The following is a 20,580-nucleotide window of genomic DNA, read 5'->3' as shown; positions in this document are numbered from 1 at the left end:
TCAGCCGGCCTGGCGCTGGCGATGGGGCGCAGCCAGGCGCTCGGCAACCACCTGGATGACGGCTGCGGCCGCGACGTACAGCGCGGCGCTGCGCAGGTAAGGCCAGAGCCAGTCGCTGTAGTTCTTGAACCAGCCGGCGAGGGTGGGTTCGCTCACGCTGGCGCTGATCCAGTAAAAGCTGCCCTGGGCGATCAGCTGACACAGCGCCACCGCGATGAGCAGGGCAGGAACCAGCGCAACCAGCGCAGTCCATTGGGCCCCGTGATAGTGCCGGCGCAGCCACACACCACCGGCCCACAGCGCGAAGTACGCCGGGATCAGGCACCAGTACGCCGGCGACACACAGTAGTGCTGCCAGAAGCTCATGCCCTGCTGGGTGATGACCAGCCAGTCCACCGCGACCGCCAGGCCCATCAGCAGCGGGAACGCCAGTTTGCTGCGCGCAGCCAGATGAAACCCGCCGATGAAAAACACCGCCCAGGACGCGTCCGGGACCGGCGCGAAGTGATTGATCCGTGTGGCCGCCATCAGGACGGCGAGCAGGCTCAAAATCAGGGTGTCGTGCGAGCGAGAAGTCATGCGCGGAGGTGGCCGGATTACAGGTGCGGGAGTGTAGCGTGGAACCTGGCGTGCCCGCGCCACTGCCTGGCCTGCGCTGCGCCCGGCATCGGCAGGCATGACAACGGCAGACCGGCTGGACGCGTCAACGTGTCTCATCCGGCGCGCGCGATGCGCTGCGGGCGAGGGCTTATCATGGGCGAATGACACATCCACATGACGTTTTGATCGTTGGCGGCGGCCTGGTCGGCTCCAGCCTGGCGATTGCGCTGGACCGCCTCGGCCTGGATGTCGGGCTGGTGGAAGCCACGCCAGCCGGCACGCCGCCGGCCGTGTTCGATCAACGCAATCTGAGTTTCGCCGCCGCCACCGTCAACGCCTTGGGCGTGCTGGGCGTCATGGCCAAGTTGCGTAGCCCGCCCGGGCCGATCCGGCGCATCCACGTCAGCCGCGCCGGCGACTTCGGGCGCGTGCAACTGGACGCCGCCGATTACGGACGCGACAGCTTTGGGCAAGTGGTGGTGGCCCGCGACTTCGGCGACGCCCTCCAGGCACGCCTGGACGAATTGACGCAGCTGCGCCGGTATCGCCCGGCGCGCTGCATCGGCGTGGAGCCGGTGCAGGATGGCGTGCGCACGCTACGGCTGGCGACCGACGACGGCGAGCAGCGCGTCTGCGCCAAGCTGGTGGTCGGTGCCGATGGCAGCCACAGCGCAGTGCGCGAACTGCTGCATATCGAGACCGACACGCACGATTTCCTGCAGACCTTGTTCGTGGCGCGCGTGCGCGCCTCCCGGCCGCCGGATGGCACCGCGTGGGAGCGCTTCGGCGAGCACGGGCCGACCGCGCTGTTGCCGCGGGGCGACCGCCATTACGGCGCAATCCACTGTGTGGCGCGCGCCGAGGCCGATGCGGTCGCTGCGCTCGACAAGCCCGGCTGGCTTGCCCGGCTGCAGCGCGCGGCCGGCTGGCGCGCCGGGCGCTTTGTCGCCAGCGGCGAACGCAGTGCATATCCGCTGGTGCAGGTGCTGGCCAACAACCTGATCGCCGAGCGCGTGGTGTTGCTCGGCAACGCCGCGCAGACGCTGCACCCCATCGGTGCGCAGGGCTTCAATCTGGGATTGCGCGACGCGCTCACCTTGGCAGAGCTGATCGAACACGATCGCAGCGATGCCGGGGTCAGCGCGCTGCTGGCCGACTATGTGGCGCGTCGGCGCGTGGACCGCGAGCAGACGATCGGCTTCTCCAGTGGGCTGGCGCGGCTGACCGGCAATCCGGCACCGTTGCTGCGGCCGCTGCGCAGCCTGGGATTGCTCGCGACCTCGCAGGCCGCGCCGCTGCAATCGATGCTGGTCGGCGGGGCGATGGGTTTCCGTGGCGATGTGCCGCAGCTGTGCCGGGGGATCGCATGAGCCGCCGCGGTACGCGCGATGCGGTGATCGTCGGCGGTGGCGTGGTTGGTGCCGCCTGCGCGCTGGCGCTGGCCGACGCTGGTTTGAGCGTTGCGCTGGTGGAAGGGCGCGAGCCCGCGCGCTGGCATGCCGATCAGCCCGACCTGCGTGTCTATGCCTTCGCCGCCGACAACGCCGCGCTGCTCGACAGTCTTGGCGTGTGGGCCAGCGTGCGCGCCGGGCGCGTACAGCCGTATCGGCGCATGCGGGTCTGGGATGCCGGCGGTGGCGGCGAGCTGCGCTTCGACGCCGACACCTTGGGCCGCGAACAACTCGGCTGGATCGTCGAACATGCGCTGCTGGTCGATCGCCTGTGGGCGGCCGTGCACAGCGCGGGGATCGAAGTGCATTGCCCGGCGCGTGTGGCCGAACTGGAGCAGGACGCCAACAGCGTGCGCCTGCGTCTGGACGATGGCAGCCGGCTGGAAGCGGCGATTGCCATCGCCGCCGATGGCGCGTCGTCCACCTTGCGCGACCTGACCGGCTTGCCGGTGTCGCGGCATGCCTACGCACAACGCGGCGTGGTTGCCTTCGTGGAGACCGAACAACCGCACCAGGCCACGGCCTGGCAGCGCTTTCTGACCACCGGGCCACTGGCATTCCTGCCGTTTGCCGCAGGCCGCAGTTCGATTGTCTGGACCTTGCCCGATCGCGAGGCCGAGCGCGTGCTGGCGCTCGACGATGCGGCGTTCGCGCGCGAGCTTACCCAAGCCTTTGCCGCGCGTCTGGGCGAGGTGCGTGTGGTTTCTGCACGCGCTGCATTCCCGCTGCAACGGCAGTTGGTGGAGCAGTACGTCAGTGGCCGCGTGCTGACCCTGGGCGACGCTGCGCATGTGGTGCATCCATTGGCGGGGCAGGGCGTCAACCTGGGCCTGCGCGATGTCGCTGCGCTGCGCGAGGAAGTGCGCGGCGCGCTCGCCAAACGTGCGGACTGGGCCGCGCCGCATCGTCTGCAACGCTGGGCGCGCACCCGCCGCAGCGACAATACCGTGGCCGCCTATGGCTTCGATGCGATCAATACGGTGTTCTCCAACGACGAGATGCACCTGACCCTGTTGCGCGGTGCCGCGCTTGGCCTCGCCGGCAGGTTGCCGCCGCTGGTCGATGTGCTGTGGAAGCGCGCCTCCGGCGGCGCGTAAGCCACCTCGCGTCTGCCGGCCTGCGCTGTGGCTGGCCGGCATAGCTGACGTTCTATGTCTATGAGCTTATAGCGTAGGCCACATCTTCCATACGACGCACGCGGCCGGCGTGGCTACAGTCGCGCCATGACTTCCGTTTCGCACACCGCCAGACCCACATTGCTGCTGCTCTGCGGCCTGCTCTGCGACGCCGCCATCTGGCAACCGCAGCGCGACGCGCTGGCGGATCTGGCCGATGTGCAGGTGCTGGATTTCCCCGGATTCGACAGCATTGGGCAGATGGCGTCCCACGTGCTGGCTGGCGCACCGCCACAGTTTGCGTTGGCCGGGCATTCGATGGGCGGGCGGGTTGCGCTGGACATCATGCGTCAGGCGCCCGAGCGGGTGACGCAGCTGGCACTGCTCGATACCGGCATTGCACCGCGTCGCGATGGCGAACGCGAGGAGCGCCAAGCGCTGGTGGATCTGGCACAGACGCAAGGCATGCATGCGCTGGCGCTGGCCTGGTTGCCACCGATGCTGCACCCCGCACGCAGCGCCGATACCGGTTTGATGCAAGACCTCAGCGCAATGGTGCAGCGGCAGAGCGCGCAGAGTTTCGCTGGACAGGTCAACGCGTTGCTGGAGCGCCCGGATGCCGCGCCGGTGCTTGCGCAGATTCGCTGCCCCACCTTGCTAGGGGTCGGGCGCCAGGATGCCTGGAGCCCGCTGGCACGGCATCAGGACATGGCGCGGCAGATTTCGCAGGCGCGCTTGGTCGTATTCGAAGATTGTGGGCATATGGCGCCGGTGGAAGCGCCCGCTGCGGTGAGCACCGCGCTGCGCGAGTGGCTGAGCACGTGATCGCCCGTACCGCAGGCGGCGTCAGTTCGGTCGTCTCGGGAATTGTCCTGCGCTGAAGTATCGCTAGCGCTTTATCTGTGTCATTCCACCGCCAAGGGAGGCTGCTGCGTGTCTGCAGATATTTCGATCATCGTTGTGTGCGAACAGCTGATTCGCCGGTTCGCCCTGCATAACGACCGCCATGAGCATCAGGCGTTGGCTGCGCTGTTCACTGCCGACGGCGTCTTTGCACGACCGAGCGCGCCGGATGCGCCCGTGCATGGACGCGAAGCGATCTTGGAGGCCTTCCGCGCTCGCGCGCCACGCAACACCTGTCATTTGATGCTCAATACGCTGGTCAGCGTCCAATCGAGCACGCTGGCCCATGCGCATAGCCATGTGCTGCTCTATAGCGCACCGCAGGCCGACGCGTCTGTCCCCTGGACGGCGCAGGCGCCTGCACTGATCGGCACCTTCGACGATGTGCTGGTGCACCAGGACAACCAATGGTTGTTCAAGCAACGCCTCGGCGCATTGCTGCTGCGCGTCGAGGCGCACTGACCGAGATTGATCGCTGTCTGTCTGTTCAACGATGCCGCCGGCCCTTACAGGCGACATCTCGACACTGCTCTCCCCCAGTCGCGTTGCCTCAATCGCCCATCTTCGTTGGAGAATCGCCTAGTGGAACGCGCATGTTCGTCTGTTGGTCGTCGTCGCTCATCGCTCCGGTCGCATCGCCTGCGCGCCGGCAGCTTGACTCTGCTACTGGGTGCGCTGGCGCCGGCGGCGGCCTTCGCACAGGCCGTGCCTGACACAGTTCCGGTGCCGCAAGGCATCAACCTGGGTGGCACCAGTTTTTTCGATGGTTTTGGCTCCACCCAACCTGGGTGGACGGTGATCGAATATCTGCGCCATGCGCACCTGAATGCCGTGCTGGATGCGCAAGGCAATGATTCGCCGGCGTTTCGTGATCCGAAGATCAGCAGCTCGGCAGCGCTGACCCAGCTCATCTACGTGACGCCCTACAAATGGTTGGGCGGCACGATTTCCGTCGATGCCATCGTGCCGCTGGTCAACCAGAATGCCTCGTTTGCCGCCGACAGCCCGGTGCGGTTGAGCGACAACGGATTCGGCGTTGGCGATATCGCGGTCGGGGCGGCGTTGCAGATGCCGCCGGTGATGCGGAACGACCGGATCTTGCTGTTCCAGCGCTTCGCCCTGGTGGCATTTGCACCGGTGGGCAAGTTCGATCGCGACATCGCGATCAACCAGAGCACCGGCTACTGGTCGTTCTCGCCGCATTGGGCATTCACGGTACAGCCCACCGATAACTGGGAGGTCAGCATGCGGCTGCATTACATGTACAACTTCCGCACCGACCGTGCCGGTGGAGTGCCGCCAATTCCCGGGTTCCAGTTCCGCAACGGCCAGGCAGGCGATCTGGCGTGGCTGAATTTTGCCAGCTCGGTCAAGGTGACCGAGCAGCTGCGGGTCGGTGTCAACGGCTTCTACCTACGGCAGCTGCAAGACAACCGCACCAATGGCCAGCGCGTGCCCGACAGCAAACGCACGCAGTTCTACATGGGGCCAGGGCTCTCGTGGCGGTTGGACCCGAAGAACGTGCTCAATTTCAATGTCTACCTGCCGGTCGAGGTCAAAAACTCGGTGGCCGGAAACACCTTCAACCTGATGTTCGTGCACTCGCTATAGCGCAAGCAAGCTGCCCTGCACGCCGACCGTCTTGGTCGGCGTGCATGGTCGAATGTAGCCATGTTTTGCTCTATGCGTGGTCCTGCGTCGCAGGTAGGGCCGACGTCCGCTCCACGCGCATCGATGCCATTGCCATTGCCACTGCTCGGCGCGCGGTCCCGCGCACCCCGAGGCATCACATGCCCATGCTGTGCCGTTGCGTATTGGCATGTTCGCGGAACAGCAACTCCGCCCGCGCGCCATCGCGTTGTTCGATGGCAGAGACGATCGCGCCATGCTGCCGGTGGCCGTAATAAAGATCGTCGTAAGCCAGGGTGGCCGAGCGCTGACCGAACACCACGTTGACTGGGCTGACGAACGGCACCAGCGTGCAGCGGTCCACCGTCTCGGTGAGGATCGGTTTGTTCGCCGCCACCACGATGGCGCGATGGAAACGGGCATTGATCGCGCCATAGGTCTGCTCATCGCCGGCATCGAGGCTGCGCTTGGCAAATAGCCGGTCGCCTTCGCACAGACAGGCGTGCAGGGTGGACAGCAATGCGGCCGACGCGCCCTGTTCGGCCACCGTGCGTGCCGCCATGCCCTCCATCAGTGCGCGCACCTCCAGTGCATCCAGGCTTTCCTGTTGGCTGAAACGCCGTACCGCATAGCCACGGTTGCCGACCTGCACCAGCAGGCCCTCCTGGCACAACGCCGGCAATGCTTGGCGAATAGGCGTGCGCGAGATGGCCAGGCGCTCGGCCAGGGCCGCCTCGGTGATGCGTTCGCCCGGGGCAAAGGCGCCGCACAGGATCAATTCGCGTAGCTGCTGGACCGCTTGCAATCGGTGGTTGTTCGCCATTGGCTCCATTCTCTCGCGCCGTACCGCAGCGCACGTTCCTTCGAAGGGGAAACTAGCAATTACTTGTATAAAAACCTTGCGGATGAGATCGCTTGATGGCACTTTGGATCCCAAGGATACCGTTTTGGAGATCCGCAGTGGTTGGTCGTCCGTGTTGGGATCCATTGCATCGTCGATCCTGACTCAATCAATGACGTGCGCTCTGCCTCTCCTGGCAGTGGTGCGCAGCAGGAGCAAAGCATGGCTAGCATCATCGGCGGCATCGGAACCTCGCACGTTCCCACCATCGGGGTGGCCTACGACAAGGGCAAACAACAGGATCCAGTGTGGAAGCCGTTGTTCGACGGCTACACGCCGGTGGCCGAGTGGCTGGCCGAACAACGGGCCGACGTGCTGGTGTTTTTTTACAACGACCACTGCACGACCTTCTTCTTCGATCTCTATCCGACCTTCGCCCTGGGCGTGGGCGAGCGCTTTCCGGTCGCCGACGAGGGCGCAGGGCTGCGCAACCTGCCTCCGATCCGTGGCGATGTACAGCTGCAGGCGCATATCGCCGAGTGCCTGGTCAACGACGAATTCGACCTGACCGTGTTTCAGGACAAGCCGATCGATCACGGCTGTGCGGCGCCGTTGCCGCTACTGTGGCCGCATGTGCCGGACTGGCCGGGCACAGTGGTACCGATTGCGATCAACGTCCTGCAATACCCGCTGCCGACCGCGCGCCGCTGTTTTCGCCTGGGCCAGGCGGTGCGCCGTGCGATCGAGTCATACCCGGAAGATCTCAGAGTGGTGGTGGTCGGCACCGGCGGGTTGTCGCACCAGATCCATGGCGAGCGCACCGGTTTCAACAACACCGACTGGGACATGGAGTTTCTGGACCGCTTTCAGCACGCGCCGGAAACGCTGACCGATCTCACCCATACCGACTATGTGCGTCTGGGCGGTGCCGAGAGCGTGGAGCAGATCATGTGGCTGGCCATGCGCGGTGCGTTGGATGGGCCGATCCGCAAACTGCATCAGAACTACTACCTGATGACGACGACCGCGATGACCGTGGTGCTGTACGAGCCGGGCGAAGAACGCGCCGATGCGCCGCGCTCGGCAGAGCTGCTGGCGCGCACCGCCAACGCGGCATGAGGGCCTGCATATGAATCCGCAAGTACACGGCATGGACAAGATCGACGGCACCTACCTGTTCGATCTGCGCACCAGCAACCGCGCGCTGCGCCTCAATCGTTTCTTCTGGCATATGATCCGCGCCCCGTGGCGCGATCGCTTTTTGCAGGACGCGGAAGTGTTGATGCAGGAAGCCGAGCTCACCGAACACGAGAAAGCGCTGATCCGTGCGCGCGACTGGCTCGGACTGGTGCAGTACGGCGCCAATTTTTTTGTGATCGAAAAGTTCGCCCGCGTGGTGCGCACGACCAATCTGCAGGTCTACGCCATCATGCGCGGCGAGTCGTTCGAAGACTTCATGCAGACCCGGCGTGTGCCCGAGGCACGCTGAGCTGCGCGCCCCGGTCGCTGGCCGGGCGTTGCCATCCGACTTTCCAACGTAAGGCCCACCCCCTATGACCATGTCCTCCGTGTTCTTCGAACACCGCATCAAGGTGCGGCATCTACGTGTCATCGAGGCGCTGGATCGGCAAAAAAGCCTGCTCCGCGCCTCACGCGTATTGAATGTCACCCAGCCTGCACTCACGCGTGCCTTGCAGGAGATCGAAGAGATCGTCGGTGCGCCCCTATTCGAACGCCATTCGCGTGGCGTGCGTCCCAATGCGATGGGCGAGGTACTGGTGCAGACCGCGCACGTCGTGCTCGGCCAGCTGCGCCGCGCACAGGATACCTTCGAAGGGCTGCTGCAGGACGATGCGCTCACTATCACCGTCGGCGCGTTGCCGGTGGCGGCGAGCGGCCTGCTACCGTCGGTGCTGGCCGCCTTGTACCGTGCCGAGCCCACTCTGCGTGTGCGCCTGCTGCATGGCCGTACCGATGAATTGCTGCCCAAGCTCGCCGGAAACGAGGTGGATCTGGTCGTTGGCCGGTTGTATCCGCTGGCCCGCTACGATGCCTTGGTCCGCAAGGTGCTGTACCAGGATCCGATTGCGCTGGTGGCGCGGAGCGACCATCCCTTGTTTGCCAATGGTCCTGTGCGCATCGCCGAAGCGGCCGCGTACCGACAGGTATTGCCGACCTTGAGTCAGCATGTGGAGCGCGACGTGGCGCAGGTCATGCGTGAACATGGGCTGGCCACACGCGATCAACTGCGTTCCAGTTCTGCAAGCTTCACACGCGAGATTCTGCTCGGCACCGACAGCATTGCGGTGATGCCAAGCATGATGGTGGCCGGCGACATCGCACGCGGCGAGTTGCGGGCCTTCCAGCTGCAGCAGCCGTCGCAGGCGCGCGCAGGTGGCGTGATCTATCGCGACAGCAGCGCCATCCTCAAACCCGGTGTGCGTTTGTTGATGCGCGAGCTGGAACACCAGCTGGCGCTCATGGCCCAGCAAGGCGCGGTGTGGGTGGACGACCAGATTGGCGAGCACGATATCCTGCTGGATGCGTCTGCATAACCGACGATGGAATCCCCCAAGCGGGAGCTGCATCGTCGACCGGGACGGATGCGATGCAGCACTGGCCTGGGAAGTTGCACTGTTCGGCCGTATTCGCGGAATGCGCAGATGCGAGGCGCGCTGGATTGAACGCCGCATGGTGCCCTGCTGGTCCCGCGCCGGAGTACTCGAGCGGTATTCATCGCGGTGATCGGAGTAAGCAAAGTCCAAGTGTGGGCGGCAATACGCACGCCCACGCCGCACGGTTGCTACCGCTCTCAGGCGTCGTTGGCCAAGGCATCCTTCAACCGCGCCTTCTGCAGCTTGCCGGTTGCCGTACGTGGCAAGGCCTCGACCAGGCGTAGGTGTTTGGGGACCTTGTACTTGGCCAGGCGCTCGAACAGATAGTTGCGGATCTGCTCCAGATCCGTCGCCTCAGCGGCTGGCACGATCGCCAGGTAGCCCACCTCGCCCCATTGTGGGTCGGCGATGCCGACCACGGCGCATTCGCGGATGTCCGGGTGATCCGCCAGTACCGCTTCGATCTCGGCGGGATACACGTTTTCGCCGCCTGAAATGAACATGTCCTTCTTGCGGTCCACCACCCAGAAAAAGCCGTCGGCATCGCGCTTGACGATATCGCCGGTGCGGAACCAGCCCTGTGCGTCGCGCATCTCCGCAGTGGCCTGCGGGTCGCGCCAATAGCCGGGGCTGAGGTTGGGGCCGCGCAACAACAGTTCGCCGGGCATACCCGCCGGGCAGTCGTTGCCATCGCCATCCACCACCCGCGTCTGCACGCCCGGCGACGAAATCCCCGCCGCACCGAGCTTGCGACGAATCACGTCGCAATCCACCGACATGCCGAACACCGTGCCGGCTTCGCTCATACCGAAGCCGCAGACCATGGGGATGCCATCGTCCAGCCAACCGAGCAGATCGTCGCTGGCATGCGGCGCGCCGCCGCTGACCAGCGCGGTGAGGTGACGCAGCGTTGACGGATCGAAACCGGGCTGGCTGCGGAACGCCTGCATCATCTGCGGCACGCCGACGTAGTGGGTAATGCCCAGCGCCGGGTTGCCGAGCCAGCTCAATGTACGCTTCGGTTCGAAGCCGCTCGACACCTGGATCGACCCGCCCAACGCCAGCGCCGGCCGTACATTGGTCGCCAAGCCGATGATGTGGAACATCGGCGCTTCGCACAGGAAACTGCTGTTGCCATCCACACGTGTGGTCACGCCGAAGTTGTGCGCCACCTGCTGCAGATTCTGCTCATTCAACATCACGCCCTTGGGTTGGCCGGACGTGCCCGAGGTGAACAGGATCAGGCTCACGCGCTCGGGCGGGATGTAGGACGTTTCGGCGGGCGCCAGCGCCTTGGCAATGTCGATGAAGTTCGATAGCGCTTCGGCATGCGCACGTCCGGCAGCGACATCGTCGCCCAGCAATAGATGCGGCTGCGCACGCTGCAGCAAGGTATCCAGCTCGGTGCCGCTCAGCCGCCAGTTGAGCGGCACATAGATCGCGCCGACCCGCGCACAGGCGAAGTGCAGCGCGACCTGCCAGACCGAATTGCGGGCGAGCACAGCCAGCCGTTCGCCGTCGACACAGCCGCGCGTCTGCAGCAGGGCGGCGAGCTGGCCGATCAGGGTGTCCAGTTCGGCATATGTCCATTCCTGCTCCAGCAACAGGTCGCGCGCGGCAAGCCGGTGCGGTGTGAGGCGGGCATGGAAGGAAATCGAGTCGGTCGGCATGGTCATGGCGCTGTCTTTCCGAATGCAAAATGGGGGAGTGACGGGCGTGAGTGCGACGGAGATGGCTGGAAGGTTGACGCGTGCGCGCAACCACGCACTACGCATTCACAGACACGTTGCCAACACACCACTGAAAAATGAGGTGCCGTGGTGTACGGCACGTTGCATTGCGGCTACGCAGGCATGCTCGCCGCGTAGCCGGTGACGTAAAACTCAACCGAGATAGACGGTCTTGGTTTCGAGAAACGCATGCAGTCCTTCGATGCCGCCTTCGCGACCGATTCCGGAATGCTTGACCCCGCCGAACGGCATCTCGATATCCACCCACATGCCATTGATCGAATGGCTGCCGCTGCGCACGCGTCGTGCAATGCGATACGCGCGATCAACATCCTCGCTATAGACGGTGCCGTGCAAGCCGTAGTCGCTTGCATTGGCCTTGGCGATCATGTCGGCCTCATCGTGATAGTCGATGAAGCTCACCACCGGGCCGAAGATTTCTTCGCGTGCGATGGTCATGTCCGGCGTGACGTTGGCGAACACCGTCGGCTCGATGAAGAACCCACGCGGCAAATGCGCCGGGCGGTTGCCACCCATCACCAGCTGCGCACCTTCGGCGCTGCCCTGTGCGATATAGGACTGCACGCGTTCCAGTTGCCGGCCCAGCGCCAGCGGACCCATGCCGGTGTCGGCGGCGAACGGGTCGCCGAGCTTAACTGCGCTCAGTGCTGCGCAATATGCCTGCAGGACTTCTTCGCGCCGCTGCGCCGGCACCAGTACGCGGGTCAGCGCGAAACATACCTGCCCGGTGATCGGCATGGAGTAGGGCACCAGGCTGGGCAGCACTTTGGCGAGGTCGGCGTCTTCGAGCACGATGGCGGCCGACTTGCCGCCCAGCTCCAGGCCGACCCGCGCCAGGCGTTCGGCGCAGGCCACGCCGATCAGTCGCCCGGCCTGGGTGGAGCCGGTGAAGCTGACCTTGTCGACCAGCGGGTGCCGGATCAGCTGTTCGCCGACCTCGCGACCGGCCGGCAACAGATTGAACACGCCATCGGGCACGCCTGCGGCGCTGATGCATTCGGCCAGGATGTACGCATCGATCGGGGTCTCTGGCGAGGGCTTGGCCACCACCGTGCATCCGGCAGCCAGCGCAGCGGCGACCTTGTAACAGAGCAAGACTAGTGGCGCGTTCCAGGGCGTGATCGCCACGACCACACCGACCGGTTCCTGCACCACATGCACGCGGCCGCCACTGGAGCGTGCGCGCGGCTCGACGAACGGATGCATGGCGATCAGATCGCCGTAGTAGTCGAACAGGCCGGGCGCCTGTTGCGAGGCGCGCCGGCTGAAACCGATGGTGGCGCCAACCTGGCCGGTCCAGGCTTCAGCCAGCTCCGGCATGCGTGCGCGCAGCTGGTCGGCGACGCGCTTGAGTATCACCCCGCGCTCGGGTGGCGACAGCTGCGGCCAGGGGCCGGTGTCGAAGGCGGCACGTGCCGCAGCCACCGCGGCTTCGGTATCTGCATGCGATGGTTCGGTGTAGCGCAGCAGGCGTTCTTCGGTATGCGGGGCGATCACATCGACATGGCGATCGCCGCTGCTTGCGCGCCACTGGCCGTCGATGAACAGGCCCAACGGCCCACGCGCGGCAATCCCGCGCAGTGTTGCGGATAAGGCTTCCATACTCCCTCCTCGGTGCAGAAAACCACTGGCAGCGCCAGCGATGCGTGGGTTGCACGCATCGCTTCAGGCGCCGTAGGACGTGCTTAGGCGCTGTTTTTCTTGAGGTCGTATTCGCCCAGGCCAGGCTTGTAGCTTTTCTCGTCGATGAACTGACGGATGCCTTCCTTGCGGGCGTTGTTGTCGAACGAGTTGGCCGCTTCCTGCATGCGCACCAGATAATCTTCGGCTTCGTCGTAGGTCATGGTGCCCACGCGGCGTACCGCGTCTTTGGCGTATTTCAGCGCGATCGGGTTCTTGCGCAGCAACAACTCGGCCACTTCGCGCGTGCGTGCCTCCAGTCGCTCCAGCGGCACGCTTTCGTTGACCAGGCGCCATTCGGCCGCTTTCTTGCCGTCGACCATTTCGCCGGTCAGCGTCATCCACATCGCATCGCGCATGGACAGCAGTTCGACCGCCACCTTGGTCACGCCGCCGCCCGGCAGGATGCCCCAGTTAATCTCCGACAGGCCGAACTGCGCTTCATCGGCGGCAATGGCCAGATCGCAGGCGAACAAGGGGCCGAAGCCGCCGCCGAAGCACCAGCCGTTGACCATCGCGATGGTGGGCTTTTGATACCAGCGCAGGCGCCGGAACCAGCCGTAGGACTCGCGTTGTGAACGGCGTACGCCGCGCAGGCCCTGTGCTTCGGTTTCGCGGAAGTACTCTTTCAGATCCATACCGGCCGACCAGGCAGTGCCTTCGCCGCCGAGCACCAGCACGCCGACGCTGTCGTCGAATTCCAGCTCGTCCAGTACATCCATCATGCGGCGGTTGAGCGCCGGGCTCATCGCGTTGCGCTTGTCCGGGCGTGCAAACTTCACCCAGGCAATGCGGTTTTCGATGCGAACCGATACCACGTCATGCTCGTTCAAGCGGCGTCTCCTTCAAGTCGGGGGCTGCGGGTTCAGAGGTCTTCGGCCAACGCGGTCTCTACCACGGTTGTCCGCTCCAGCGTGGCGCTGGCGTTCAATTTGCAGAGCAGGCGGAGCAGGGTTTGTTGCTCGGCGGCCTGCAGGCCGGTGCAGGTACGCGCGACGGCGCGCGCCAGGCAGGCCTGTGCCACCTCGAGCGTGCGGTGGCCTTGGTCGGTCAGATACAGGCCTTTACTGCGACGGTCGCGGCCGGCCAAGCGTTCGATCAGGCCTTGCTCGGCCAGCGCGTTGGCGATCTTCATGCCGGCGGCGCGGTTGACCAGCAGGCGGTTGCCGAGTTCGGTCTGGTCGCAACCGGGCTGGTCGCGGATGTGGATCAACGCAGTGACGCGTGCCGGGGTGAGATGCAGCTCAGCCAGTTCCTGGCGGGCGGCATGGCTGGACGCCAAGGTGGCCAGTTGCAGTTGGTAGCCGAGGTCTTTGGCAAGTGCCAGGCGAGCGGTCATCGATCCATCCAAATTGTATCCGTTAAATACAATTTAGCCGACCGAAGCGGGCGCTGCAAGGGGGACGGGCGTCGAAAACTGAAGTGCGGTGCGCGCCCGCGTAATACCGGCGCGCCTGCGTGCCGCCGAGCTGTGCGACGTGATTACTGGGTCAGCCAGCCGGCCAGCTGCTCGCGGGTCAGATAGCCGCTGTGGCGGGTGTCGAGTGCATCGAATTCATCGGCCAGCGCGGGGTTGGCCTGGGCTTCGGCACGGCTGATGCGGCCATCGCCATCCACGTCCATCGCCTGGAAATCGATGCGGTAGCTGCCGACCACGCTGCTGGGCTGGATCGAGCGCACGATCACGCTCGATTCGCCGCGCGGGCGTTCCAGTTGGGTCTGGTGCGTGATTTCGCCGCTGGACAGCGGTTGGGTGCGGATGACGTTGGGCACATCGATCAGCGGCATGCTGCTGGCCGGCGTAGGTGCCTGCTGGGCGGAGGCGGTGCCGCAAACGAGCAGCAGTGCGGTGAGTGTGGCGATACGGCGGATGGTCATCAGATCCCCCTGATGTGGAACAGCCGGTAAGGATAGAGGGTGCGGGCAGCTTGCGGTGGGTGGCATGCGGGTGGGATGTGGCGCATCGCCAGATCCCTTGCGCAAGCTGGGCGCAGCGGGCGGGGCAGCGTCGGCATCAACGCTGGATCTGGCGGGGCGACGGCGCGCTGCCGTCGCCTTGCAGGTCACTCAGCCGGGGATGAAGGGAAACACGATCTTGAGCAAGCCCTTCAAGCCGCCTTCCGCTGTGCTGGCCACCGCTTTGGCGCCCAGACTGTTGAGTGCGCGGCGCACATCGTCCCAGCGCAGCTGCGCAATGTCCTTTTTCAGCAAATCCGCCACTTCTTCGGCGGTGGGCGTGAGCTTCTGCAACTCGCGTATTGCTGCCTGCGGGTCCTGCTGCAGATAGCCCCAGCGTTCGGCGATTTTCAGCAGCGTGTCGAAGCGCACCGCCACCACTTCGCGATTGCGTTCGTATACCGGCAACGCGCCGACATCGAGAATGGCTTGCTCGAATTGCTGTGCGTCGTCGGGATGTTCGATCCGCACCGCCAGAAAACCTTCCTTGCGGCTGCGTTCGCTGACGTGCTTGGCACCGGAGCGCAGGTTGTCTTCGGTGAGCACGTTGGCCACGATGCGCTGCATCGCCGCGTCGCCTTCTTCGGGCACCAACGCGCGCCAGCGGGCATAGCCATCGCGACGCAAGGCCTTGACCTTGGCCGAGGTGACACGTAACTGCAGTGCGACAAGGGCGTTGGAGCTATTGCGCGAGATGGCGCCATCGCGCTCCAGCAGCACGAAGATCAACAGTTCCAGGTCGCGTTTGGTCAGCGACTGAAACCCCTGCAACAGGGTCAATCGCAGGAATTCGCTGCCAAAGGCGGCCGCGTCCTTGAGTTCGATGGGTTGCATGGGGGAGTCCTCCGCGGGTGACCTGCAGGATGCCAGGATGCTGTTGCGCGGCCTGAGAACCAATGCGACGCGCGCAGCAGTTTCAGCGTCCGGTTTCGCGCCCGGGGCGATCGGATCTGAACGTTTCAACTGCGCCGCGATCCTGCAAGGTAACAAACACCTGTTTGCCATCGCTGCCACCGAAGGCGACGTTGCTGGCCTTGCGGCCTTTCAGCGCGACCGTGCGCAGCAACTTGCCTGCCGGCGACACCACCGCGATCTGTCCGGCATCGTAACGGGCGATATAAAGATTGCCGTCGGCATCGCAGCGCATACCGTCCATACCGAAATCGGGGAACGCGATCAGCAGACGTTTGTTGCGCACGCTGCCATCGTCCAGGCGGTCGTACACCCACACCTTGCGCGACATGCTTTCGTTGACGTAGAGGTGCGTGCCGTCCGGGCTGACGTCCAGTCCATTCGGCGTGGTCATGCCCGATTCCAGCAGCCGCACTGCGCCATCGCGACTGATGTGCCACAAACGGCCGCTGTTGTCTTTCCAGTTCGGGTCGCTGGCATAGAAACTGCCATCAGGTGCCAGTGCCAGATCGTTGGGACCATCGGAATCGGGCAGCGAGGCGAAGGTGCTCACCGCGCGCGTGGGCAAATTCACTTGCAGGATCTTGTGGCTGGTGTAATCGGCCACGTACATCGCGCCGTCGCGAAAGCGAATGCCGTTGCCGGTGCTGCCGGCAGGCAAGGTGACAAACACCTCGGCAGTTGCGCTGCCGTCTGTTTGCAACGCGATGCGTGCAATGGTGCCGTCCTTGCCCAGATTCACCGCATACAGTGCGCCGTCCGGGCCTGCTGCTGGGCCCTCGGCGTTATGCGTGAATGCGCCATCTCCAATCAGGTCGCGCGCAACGAACGGCGGATCGGCAGCGCTGGCGAGCGAGCTGGACAACAACAGCGCCAGTGGCAGGAAACGATGGCGGGCAGCAGCGGTCATGCGAAATCCTCCAGAGATGATCGTCGGCAGTGTGCCAGACCGTGCAGCGCGACCATGGCGATGATCACGTGCGATCAAGTAAGGTGCGCGGGCAGTAGTGGATCGGAGCAGCCGATACATGACGGCGTGTCGTCGAGCCGATGTGGCTGATGCGTGCCATGTCGCGCGTGCATCGCAATGTCCGCTGCGCCAATGCCGTCTGCACGATGCCGCTTGGCAAACGCTGGTCGCTATTCTCTCTAAGAAGGAGGTTTGCATGTCCGTGGAATCCTTGACACGTCGCCGCTTGCTTGCCGCCTTCGGCAGTGCCGGCATCCTGCTTGGCGCACCTGCATGGGCGTTGCCGAAAAAGAAGCCGGGAAAACCGCTCAATGTTGCACTGGCAGGGTTGGGGAGTTATGCCAGCGAGCAACTCGCGCCGGGCCTGGCTTTGACCAAACACTGCAAGCTGGCGGGCATCGTGACCGGCACGCCGTCGAAGATTGGGCAGTGGCAGTCCAAGTACGGCATTGCCGATCGCAACGTCTACAACTACGACAACTTCGACCGTATCGCCGACAACGACGACATCGATGTGGTCTACATCGTCACGCCGACTCACATGCATGCACCGCTTGCATTGCGTGCGGCGGCGGCCGGTAAGCACGTGTGGTGCGAAAAGCCGATGGCAATGCATGCGGGCGAGTGCGAGGCGATGATTGCGGCCTGCAAACGCAACAAGGTGGCGTTGACGATCGGCTACCGCATGCAGCACGAACCCAATACGCGGCGTCTGATTGCGATGGCCGGCGAGAAGCCGTTCGGCGCGATGCAACGCGTGCGTGCCGAGGCCGGTTACAACGGCTATCGCGATACGACCAAGGCCGATCGCTCGTGGCGGCTACGCTCGGAATTCGGCGGCGGTGCGATGTACGACATGGGCGTGTATCCGCTCAATGCCGCGCGTTACACCGTGGGCGCCGAGCCGCTAGCAGTCACCGCCAAGCGCTGGACCGACCGTCCCGAGTTGTTCGACGAGGTCGACGAACATATGGATTTCACGCTGGAATTTCCCAATGCCGTGCGTGCGGCATGCAAGACCAGCTTCGGTGCCAACATGAACGTGCTGCGCGCCGACTGCGAGCGCGGCTGGTACGAGCTGTCGCCGTTTCAGAGCTATCAAGGCGTTACCGGCAAGGCCAGCGACGGCCGCGCCTTCGATGTCAAAGTGCCGCATCAGCAGGCATTGCAGATGGACGAAGACGCATTGGCGATCATCAATGGCACGCCGTTGCGTGCGCCAGGCGAAGAAGGCTTGCGGGATATCCGTATCGTCGATGCGATCTACCGCTCCGCGCGTGAAGGCAGCAAGCGCATCGTGCTGTAAGTCGGCAGGTTTCGGCGGTCGCTGGGCCGCCGAAACAATGAAGCAGCAAGTCGTGGCAACTAGCGGCCGGAGCATGGGGGTGGAAGCTTCCAGCACCCCTCAAGATCCACCACCAGCCACCGCTGCTCCACTTCCATTCCAGCACCTGTGCACGACAGGCACAGAGCTCATCGCGCAACGACTGGCGGAATTCATGGCGAACACGTGGCGGCAACGCGCCGATCAACCGCTTCTACGAATCCCGAGTCTCGAACTCCCGCATCCCAGCATCCGCTCCAGCGTCTGCACGCGCTTCACACACACACAGTGCTCACTGTGCAATGACTGCCGGAATCTACGGCCAACATGCGAAAACAACGCGCCGATCAACCGCTTCTACCACTCCCCAATCCCGACTTCCCAATCCCAGCTCAGCTCAGTCACGCATCGCCAGCACGGTGATCTCTTCGCGATCGTGATACAGCTGCTTGGCACGCACGGTCAGCGATTTTTCGGCCTGCTGTTCAAACAGATCCAGGCACAGGCGCGTCTCGTCCCAGCGCTTTTTCATCGGTAGCTTGAGGTTGAAGATGGTGTGGCGGCACCAGCCTTCGCGTACCCAGGTGGCCATGCGTTCGGCCACGCGGCGCGGTTGCTCGACCATGTCGCAGACCATCCAGTCGAGCGGTTGCGCCGGCTTCCAGTGAAAGCCGTCGGCGCGCAGATGTTCGACCAGACCGGTTTCCAGCACATGCTCGCGTAGCGGGCCGTTGTCGACGCTGGTCACATGCACATGCTGGCGGGTGAGCACCCAGGTCCAGCCGCCGGGAGCGGCGCCCAGATCGGCCGCGCGCATGCCGGGTTTGACCAGGCGCTCGCGTTCCTCGGGCGTGAGCAGGGTGAGCAGCGCTTCGTCGAGCTTCAGTGCCGAGCGCGATGGCGCTTCCGGCAGCAACTTCAGGCGCGGAATGCCCAGTGGCCACGGCGCACTGTCGTCGGCATCGGCTACCGCCAGCAGTGCGTGGTCGCCATCGAGAAAACACACATGCAAGCGCGGCAGTCGCGGTTGCGGCTTGTCGGTGAGCAGGCCAGCCTTGCGCAGTGCCGGGCGCAACGCATTGCCGAAGCTGCGCGCCAGGCCCGCCAGCGGTTTGCCGGCATCCGAATCCGGGTGCTCCACCCACAGATCGCCAAAGCGCGCCTGCCCTTCCAGTGCGGCCAGGATCGGGGTGATGCGGTCTTTGGGGTCGATGCCCTTGAGTTCGGCCAGTACCACCAGTTTCTGTCGCGCAAAGATCAGCTCGCGCCAGTGCAGCTTTGCAGCCAGTTGCGCGGCCTCATCGCAGACGAACAGCACATAGCCATCGTTGCGCTGCGTACGCGCATAGCCGGCGATGCCGACGAACGCGGCGCGCGCACTCAGTTCGGCCGCCAGTTCCGGCTCGAAGCCTTGGCGGCAATAACACAGCAGCCCGCTCATCGCAGCGCTCGCAAGGACAGGTCAATAATGATCACCGCCGCCCTCGCCGTAACTACGCAGCACCGCACAGGCCTGTTCGCGTTGCACATCGCGGACCACCTCGATGCCGCGGCGGGTGAGCTCGCCCACCCAGTCTGCAGGCAGCGGGCCTTCGTCGAATTCGGTCAGTGCCATCACGTCTTCGGCGCGTGCGCCGATCAACAGGCGGTCGATACCGGCCCACACCGTGGCGCCATAGCACTGGCAACATGGCTGCGCAGAAGTGGCCAGCGTTACCGGCGACAGCACGTCGTTCAAGCGTGGCGTCTGCAGGCGCTGCTGCGCGAGCATGTAGGCCATGTTCTCTGCATGCGCCAGCGAGGTGTTTTGCGGCACCACGCGGTTGACCGCAGCCGCGATGATGTGATGATCCGGGCCGAACACGACAGCGCCAAACGGGCCGCCGCTGCGCGCTTCCACGTTCATCCGCGACAGCGCGATGGCCAGCGCCACCTTGTCGTCGTCGCCGGGATAGGCGCGGCTGGCGTCTACAAACTCATGAATCCAGGCGGGCAGGGTGAGGTGGACTTGCGCGTAGAGCATCAGTGGACCGGTTGCTGAGACGAATCAAGGTCTCAGTGTATCGGTCGTTGCCCGCGTTGCGGCACATTGGCCGGAAACGCACTGGCAGGCGTCGATCGGGCGGAAGCCGCAGACACCCACCATCCCGCTGGCCTGGCATTGCGCCGCAACGGCTTTGGGGTTGGTAGGGCTGTTGACGTTGACGCAGGCCGGCAACTTGCCGCAACAGCTGCCCACGTTCTTGACCATGCAGTCGGCATCGGTGCGGCAGGTGGTATTCACCTGGGCGAGCTTGATCGGCGACACCGCCGGACGGGTTGCCGCTTCGGTGGGCGGGGCAGTCACACAGCCCATCAGAACCAGGGATGCGATCAGGAACAGACTGCTTAGACACCAGGACAAGGCACGGGACATGTGGCTGCTCCGATCACGGTAAGTGAGTTTCATGGTAAGCCCTGGCCGCCGCGAATGTGGTCCGTATGACACCTGACGCATCGCAGAGTGCCCGGCCAGGTGACGCACTGCGCCATTTGCCGGTCACAACGCGCGCAAGAGCGAGCCGGCCGTAGAAGCGCGCGCCGATGTGCAGTGGTGGAACGCGCGTTGGTCATCGCAGTGGCGGGCGCCGTCACAGGCAATCGCCATTCGCTGGTGGGGACTGCCGGTTCTTGCGACGTCATCATCGGCGCCGACGCAGCGCAGAGCTGCAACGGTTGGCAAGCGCTAACTGCTGCATGCTTTCATCGCGGTCGGCGTTGGGCAGCTCGGCGTCGGGCGGGTTGGGGACGAACATGCACAGCACGTCGGCCGGGGTGACCGCTTGTACGGTTT

21 protein-coding genes are annotated in these 20,580 nt (G+C 64.7%); 9 read left to right on the top strand and 12 right to left on the bottom strand.

Annotated elements, in window-relative coordinates:
* Window positions 1-579, bottom strand: a complete 579-nt coding sequence (locus tag VC212_RS08565; RefSeq protein ID WP_055851139.1) for a hypothetical protein — start codon at window positions 577-579, stop codon at window positions 1-3.
* Window positions 580-761: 182 nt separating this feature from the next.
* On the opposite strand from VC212_RS08565, the gene ubiH reads away from it, so the two are divergent.
* From ubiH to VC212_RS08540, 5 genes are all read left to right on the top strand, one after another.
* A complete protein-coding gene (gene ubiH, locus VC212_RS08560; RefSeq protein ID WP_323515180.1) occupies window positions 762-1,970 on the top strand; it encodes a 2-octaprenyl-6-methoxyphenyl hydroxylase in 1,209 nt (402 codons plus the stop codon).
* Window positions 1,967-3,148 (top strand): UbiH/UbiF family hydroxylase, encoded by a 1,182-nt coding sequence (locus VC212_RS08555; RefSeq protein WP_323515179.1) that lies wholly within the window; start codon window positions 1,967-1,969, stop codon window positions 3,146-3,148. The genes ubiH and VC212_RS08555 overlap by 4 nt, the downstream gene beginning before the upstream one ends.
* A 126-nt stretch (window positions 3,149-3,274) precedes the next feature.
* A complete protein-coding gene (locus tag VC212_RS08550; RefSeq protein ID WP_323515178.1) occupies window positions 3,275-3,991 on the top strand; it encodes an alpha/beta fold hydrolase in 717 nt (238 codons plus the stop codon).
* A gap of 108 nt (window positions 3,992-4,099) precedes the next feature.
* A complete protein-coding gene (locus VC212_RS08545; protein WP_323515177.1) occupies window positions 4,100-4,531 on the top strand; it encodes a nuclear transport factor 2 family protein in 432 nt (143 codons plus the stop codon).
* Window positions 4,532-4,708: 177 nt separating this feature from the next.
* Complete coding sequence (locus tag VC212_RS08540; RefSeq protein WP_323515198.1) at window positions 4,709-5,680, top strand: transporter; 972 nt, start codon at window positions 4,709-4,711, stop codon at window positions 5,678-5,680.
* Window positions 5,681-5,855: 175 nt separating this feature from the next.
* On the opposite strand, the gene VC212_RS08535 is transcribed toward VC212_RS08540, so the two are convergent.
* Entirely contained in the window at window positions 5,856-6,530 is a 675-nt protein-coding gene (locus tag VC212_RS08535) for a GntR family transcriptional regulator (protein WP_055851160.1), read from the bottom strand.
* A 231-nt stretch (window positions 6,531-6,761) separates the two neighbouring features.
* Between VC212_RS08535 and VC212_RS08530 the strand changes: the two genes are divergently transcribed.
* The 3 genes from VC212_RS08530 to VC212_RS08520 all read left to right on the top strand — a co-directional run bounded on the left by VC212_RS08530 (window position 6,762) and on the right by VC212_RS08520 (window position 9,094).
* Window positions 6,762-7,658, top strand: a complete 897-nt coding sequence (locus VC212_RS08530) for a gallate dioxygenase (RefSeq protein WP_055851163.1) — start codon at window positions 6,762-6,764, stop codon at window positions 7,656-7,658.
* 10 nt (window positions 7,659-7,668) lie between these two features.
* Window positions 7,669-8,028 (top strand): protocatechuate 3,4-dioxygenase, encoded by a 360-nt coding sequence (locus tag VC212_RS08525; RefSeq protein ID WP_115512460.1) that lies wholly within the window; start codon window positions 7,669-7,671, stop codon window positions 8,026-8,028.
* Window positions 8,029-8,092: 64 nt separating this feature from the next.
* Complete coding sequence (locus tag VC212_RS08520; RefSeq protein WP_055851169.1) at window positions 8,093-9,094, top strand: LysR substrate-binding domain-containing protein; 1,002 nt, start codon at window positions 8,093-8,095, stop codon at window positions 9,092-9,094.
* A 257-nt stretch (window positions 9,095-9,351) separates the two neighbouring features.
* On the opposite strand, the gene VC212_RS08515 is transcribed toward VC212_RS08520, so the two are convergent.
* The 7 genes from VC212_RS08515 to VC212_RS08485 form a co-directional block, all read right to left on the bottom strand.
* Entirely contained in the window at window positions 9,352-10,830 is a 1,479-nt protein-coding gene (locus VC212_RS08515; protein ID WP_323515176.1) for an AMP-binding protein, read from the bottom strand.
* 207 nt (window positions 10,831-11,037) lie between these two features.
* Window positions 11,038-12,507, bottom strand: a complete 1,470-nt coding sequence (locus VC212_RS08510; protein ID WP_323515175.1) for an aldehyde dehydrogenase — start codon at window positions 12,505-12,507, stop codon at window positions 11,038-11,040.
* A gap of 83 nt (window positions 12,508-12,590) precedes the next feature.
* Window positions 12,591-13,418 (bottom strand): p-hydroxycinnamoyl CoA hydratase/lyase, encoded by an 828-nt coding sequence (locus tag VC212_RS08505; RefSeq protein ID WP_055851179.1) that lies wholly within the window; start codon window positions 13,416-13,418, stop codon window positions 12,591-12,593.
* 32 nt (window positions 13,419-13,450) lie between these two features.
* The gene (locus VC212_RS08500; protein WP_323515174.1) at window positions 13,451-13,924 is read right to left on the bottom strand and encodes a MarR family transcriptional regulator; all 474 of its coding nucleotides are present in this window, start codon (window positions 13,922-13,924) and stop codon (window positions 13,451-13,453) included.
* A gap of 143 nt (window positions 13,925-14,067) precedes the next feature.
* The gene (locus VC212_RS08495) at window positions 14,068-14,463 is read right to left on the bottom strand and encodes an EF-hand domain-containing protein (RefSeq protein ID WP_161963015.1); all 396 of its coding nucleotides are present in this window, start codon (window positions 14,461-14,463) and stop codon (window positions 14,068-14,070) included.
* Between the two features lie 189 nt (window positions 14,464-14,652).
* Window positions 14,653-15,375, bottom strand: a complete 723-nt coding sequence (locus VC212_RS08490; protein WP_115527159.1) for a hypothetical protein — start codon at window positions 15,373-15,375, stop codon at window positions 14,653-14,655.
* Window positions 15,376-15,457: 82 nt separating this feature from the next.
* Window positions 15,458-16,363 carry an SMP-30/gluconolactonase/LRE family protein gene (locus tag VC212_RS08485; protein WP_323515173.1) on the bottom strand — a complete coding sequence of 302 codons (906 nt, stop codon included), beginning with the start codon at window positions 16,361-16,363 and terminating at the stop codon, window positions 15,458-15,460.
* A gap of 256 nt (window positions 16,364-16,619) precedes the next feature.
* Here VC212_RS08485 and VC212_RS08480 point away from each other — a divergent pair, with 256 nt between their 5' ends.
* Window positions 16,620-17,729, top strand: a complete 1,110-nt coding sequence (locus tag VC212_RS08480; protein WP_323515172.1) for a Gfo/Idh/MocA family oxidoreductase — start codon at window positions 16,620-16,622, stop codon at window positions 17,727-17,729.
* A 415-nt stretch (window positions 17,730-18,144) separates the two neighbouring features.
* Here the strand turns inward: VC212_RS08480 and rlmM are convergent, their stop codons facing one another.
* The 3 genes from rlmM to VC212_RS08465 are packed head-to-tail and all read right to left on the bottom strand — an operon-like array spanning window position 18,145 to window position 20,163.
* Complete coding sequence (gene rlmM, locus VC212_RS08475; protein ID WP_323515171.1) at window positions 18,145-19,188, bottom strand: 23S rRNA (cytidine(2498)-2'-O)-methyltransferase RlmM; 1,044 nt, start codon at window positions 19,186-19,188, stop codon at window positions 18,145-18,147.
* 21 nt (window positions 19,189-19,209) lie between these two features.
* Window positions 19,210-19,770 (bottom strand): nucleoside deaminase, encoded by a 561-nt coding sequence (locus tag VC212_RS08470; protein WP_055851196.1) that lies wholly within the window; start codon window positions 19,768-19,770, stop codon window positions 19,210-19,212.
* 24 nt (window positions 19,771-19,794) lie between these two features.
* Window positions 19,795-20,163, bottom strand: a complete 369-nt coding sequence (locus VC212_RS08465) for a hypothetical protein (RefSeq protein WP_323515170.1) — start codon at window positions 20,161-20,163, stop codon at window positions 19,795-19,797.
* Between the last annotated feature and the right edge of the window lie 417 nt (window positions 20,164-20,580).

The organism is Xanthomonas sp. WHRI 8932A, assembly GCF_035012785.1.
Lineage (GTDB): Bacteria > Pseudomonadota > Gammaproteobacteria > Xanthomonadales > Xanthomonadaceae > Xanthomonas.
The sequence above is the reverse complement of the archived record's forward strand: the minus strand, read 5'-3'. Positions and strand labels throughout refer to the sequence as shown.

Coding starts and splice junctions, on each gene's coding strand:
- VC212_RS08465 (WP_323515170.1), bottom strand. CDS start 20,163: ATGTCCCGTGCCTTGTCCTGGTGTCTAAGCAGTCTGTTCCTGATCGCA.
- VC212_RS08535 (WP_055851160.1), bottom strand. CDS start 6,530: ATGGAGCCAATGGCGAACAACCACCGATTGCAAGCGGTCCAGCAGCTA.
- VC212_RS08495 (WP_161963015.1), bottom strand. CDS start 14,463: ATGACCATCCGCCGTATCGCCACACTCACCGCACTGCTGCTCGTTTGC.
- ubiH (WP_323515180.1), top strand. CDS start 762: ATGACACATCCACATGACGTTTTGATCGTTGGCGGCGGCCTGGTCGGC.
- VC212_RS08525 (WP_115512460.1), top strand. CDS start 7,669: ATGAATCCGCAAGTACACGGCATGGACAAGATCGACGGCACCTACCTG.
- VC212_RS08555 (WP_323515179.1), top strand. CDS start 1,967: ATGAGCCGCCGCGGTACGCGCGATGCGGTGATCGTCGGCGGTGGCGTG.
- VC212_RS08565 (WP_055851139.1), bottom strand. CDS start 579: ATGACTTCTCGCTCGCACGACACCCTGATTTTGAGCCTGCTCGCCGTC.
- VC212_RS08515 (WP_323515176.1), bottom strand. CDS start 10,830: ATGACCATGCCGACCGACTCGATTTCCTTCCATGCCCGCCTCACACCG.
- VC212_RS08530 (WP_055851163.1), top strand. CDS start 6,762: ATGGCTAGCATCATCGGCGGCATCGGAACCTCGCACGTTCCCACCATC.
- VC212_RS08510 (WP_323515175.1), bottom strand. CDS start 12,507: ATGGAAGCCTTATCCGCAACACTGCGCGGGATTGCCGCGCGTGGGCCG.
- rlmM (WP_323515171.1), bottom strand. CDS start 19,188: ATGAGCGGGCTGCTGTGTTATTGCCGCCAAGGCTTCGAGCCGGAACTG.
- VC212_RS08500 (WP_323515174.1), bottom strand. CDS start 13,924: ATGACCGCTCGCCTGGCACTTGCCAAAGACCTCGGCTACCAACTGCAA.
- VC212_RS08485 (WP_323515173.1), bottom strand. CDS start 16,363: ATGACCGCTGCTGCCCGCCATCGTTTCCTGCCACTGGCGCTGTTGTTG.
- VC212_RS08490 (WP_115527159.1), bottom strand. CDS start 15,375: ATGCAACCCATCGAACTCAAGGACGCGGCCGCCTTTGGCAGCGAATTC.
- VC212_RS08480 (WP_323515172.1), top strand. CDS start 16,620: ATGTCCGTGGAATCCTTGACACGTCGCCGCTTGCTTGCCGCCTTCGGC.
- VC212_RS08550 (WP_323515178.1), top strand. CDS start 3,275: ATGACTTCCGTTTCGCACACCGCCAGACCCACATTGCTGCTGCTCTGC.
- VC212_RS08470 (WP_055851196.1), bottom strand. CDS start 19,770: ATGCTCTACGCGCAAGTCCACCTCACCCTGCCCGCCTGGATTCATGAG.
- VC212_RS08520 (WP_055851169.1), top strand. CDS start 8,093: ATGACCATGTCCTCCGTGTTCTTCGAACACCGCATCAAGGTGCGGCAT.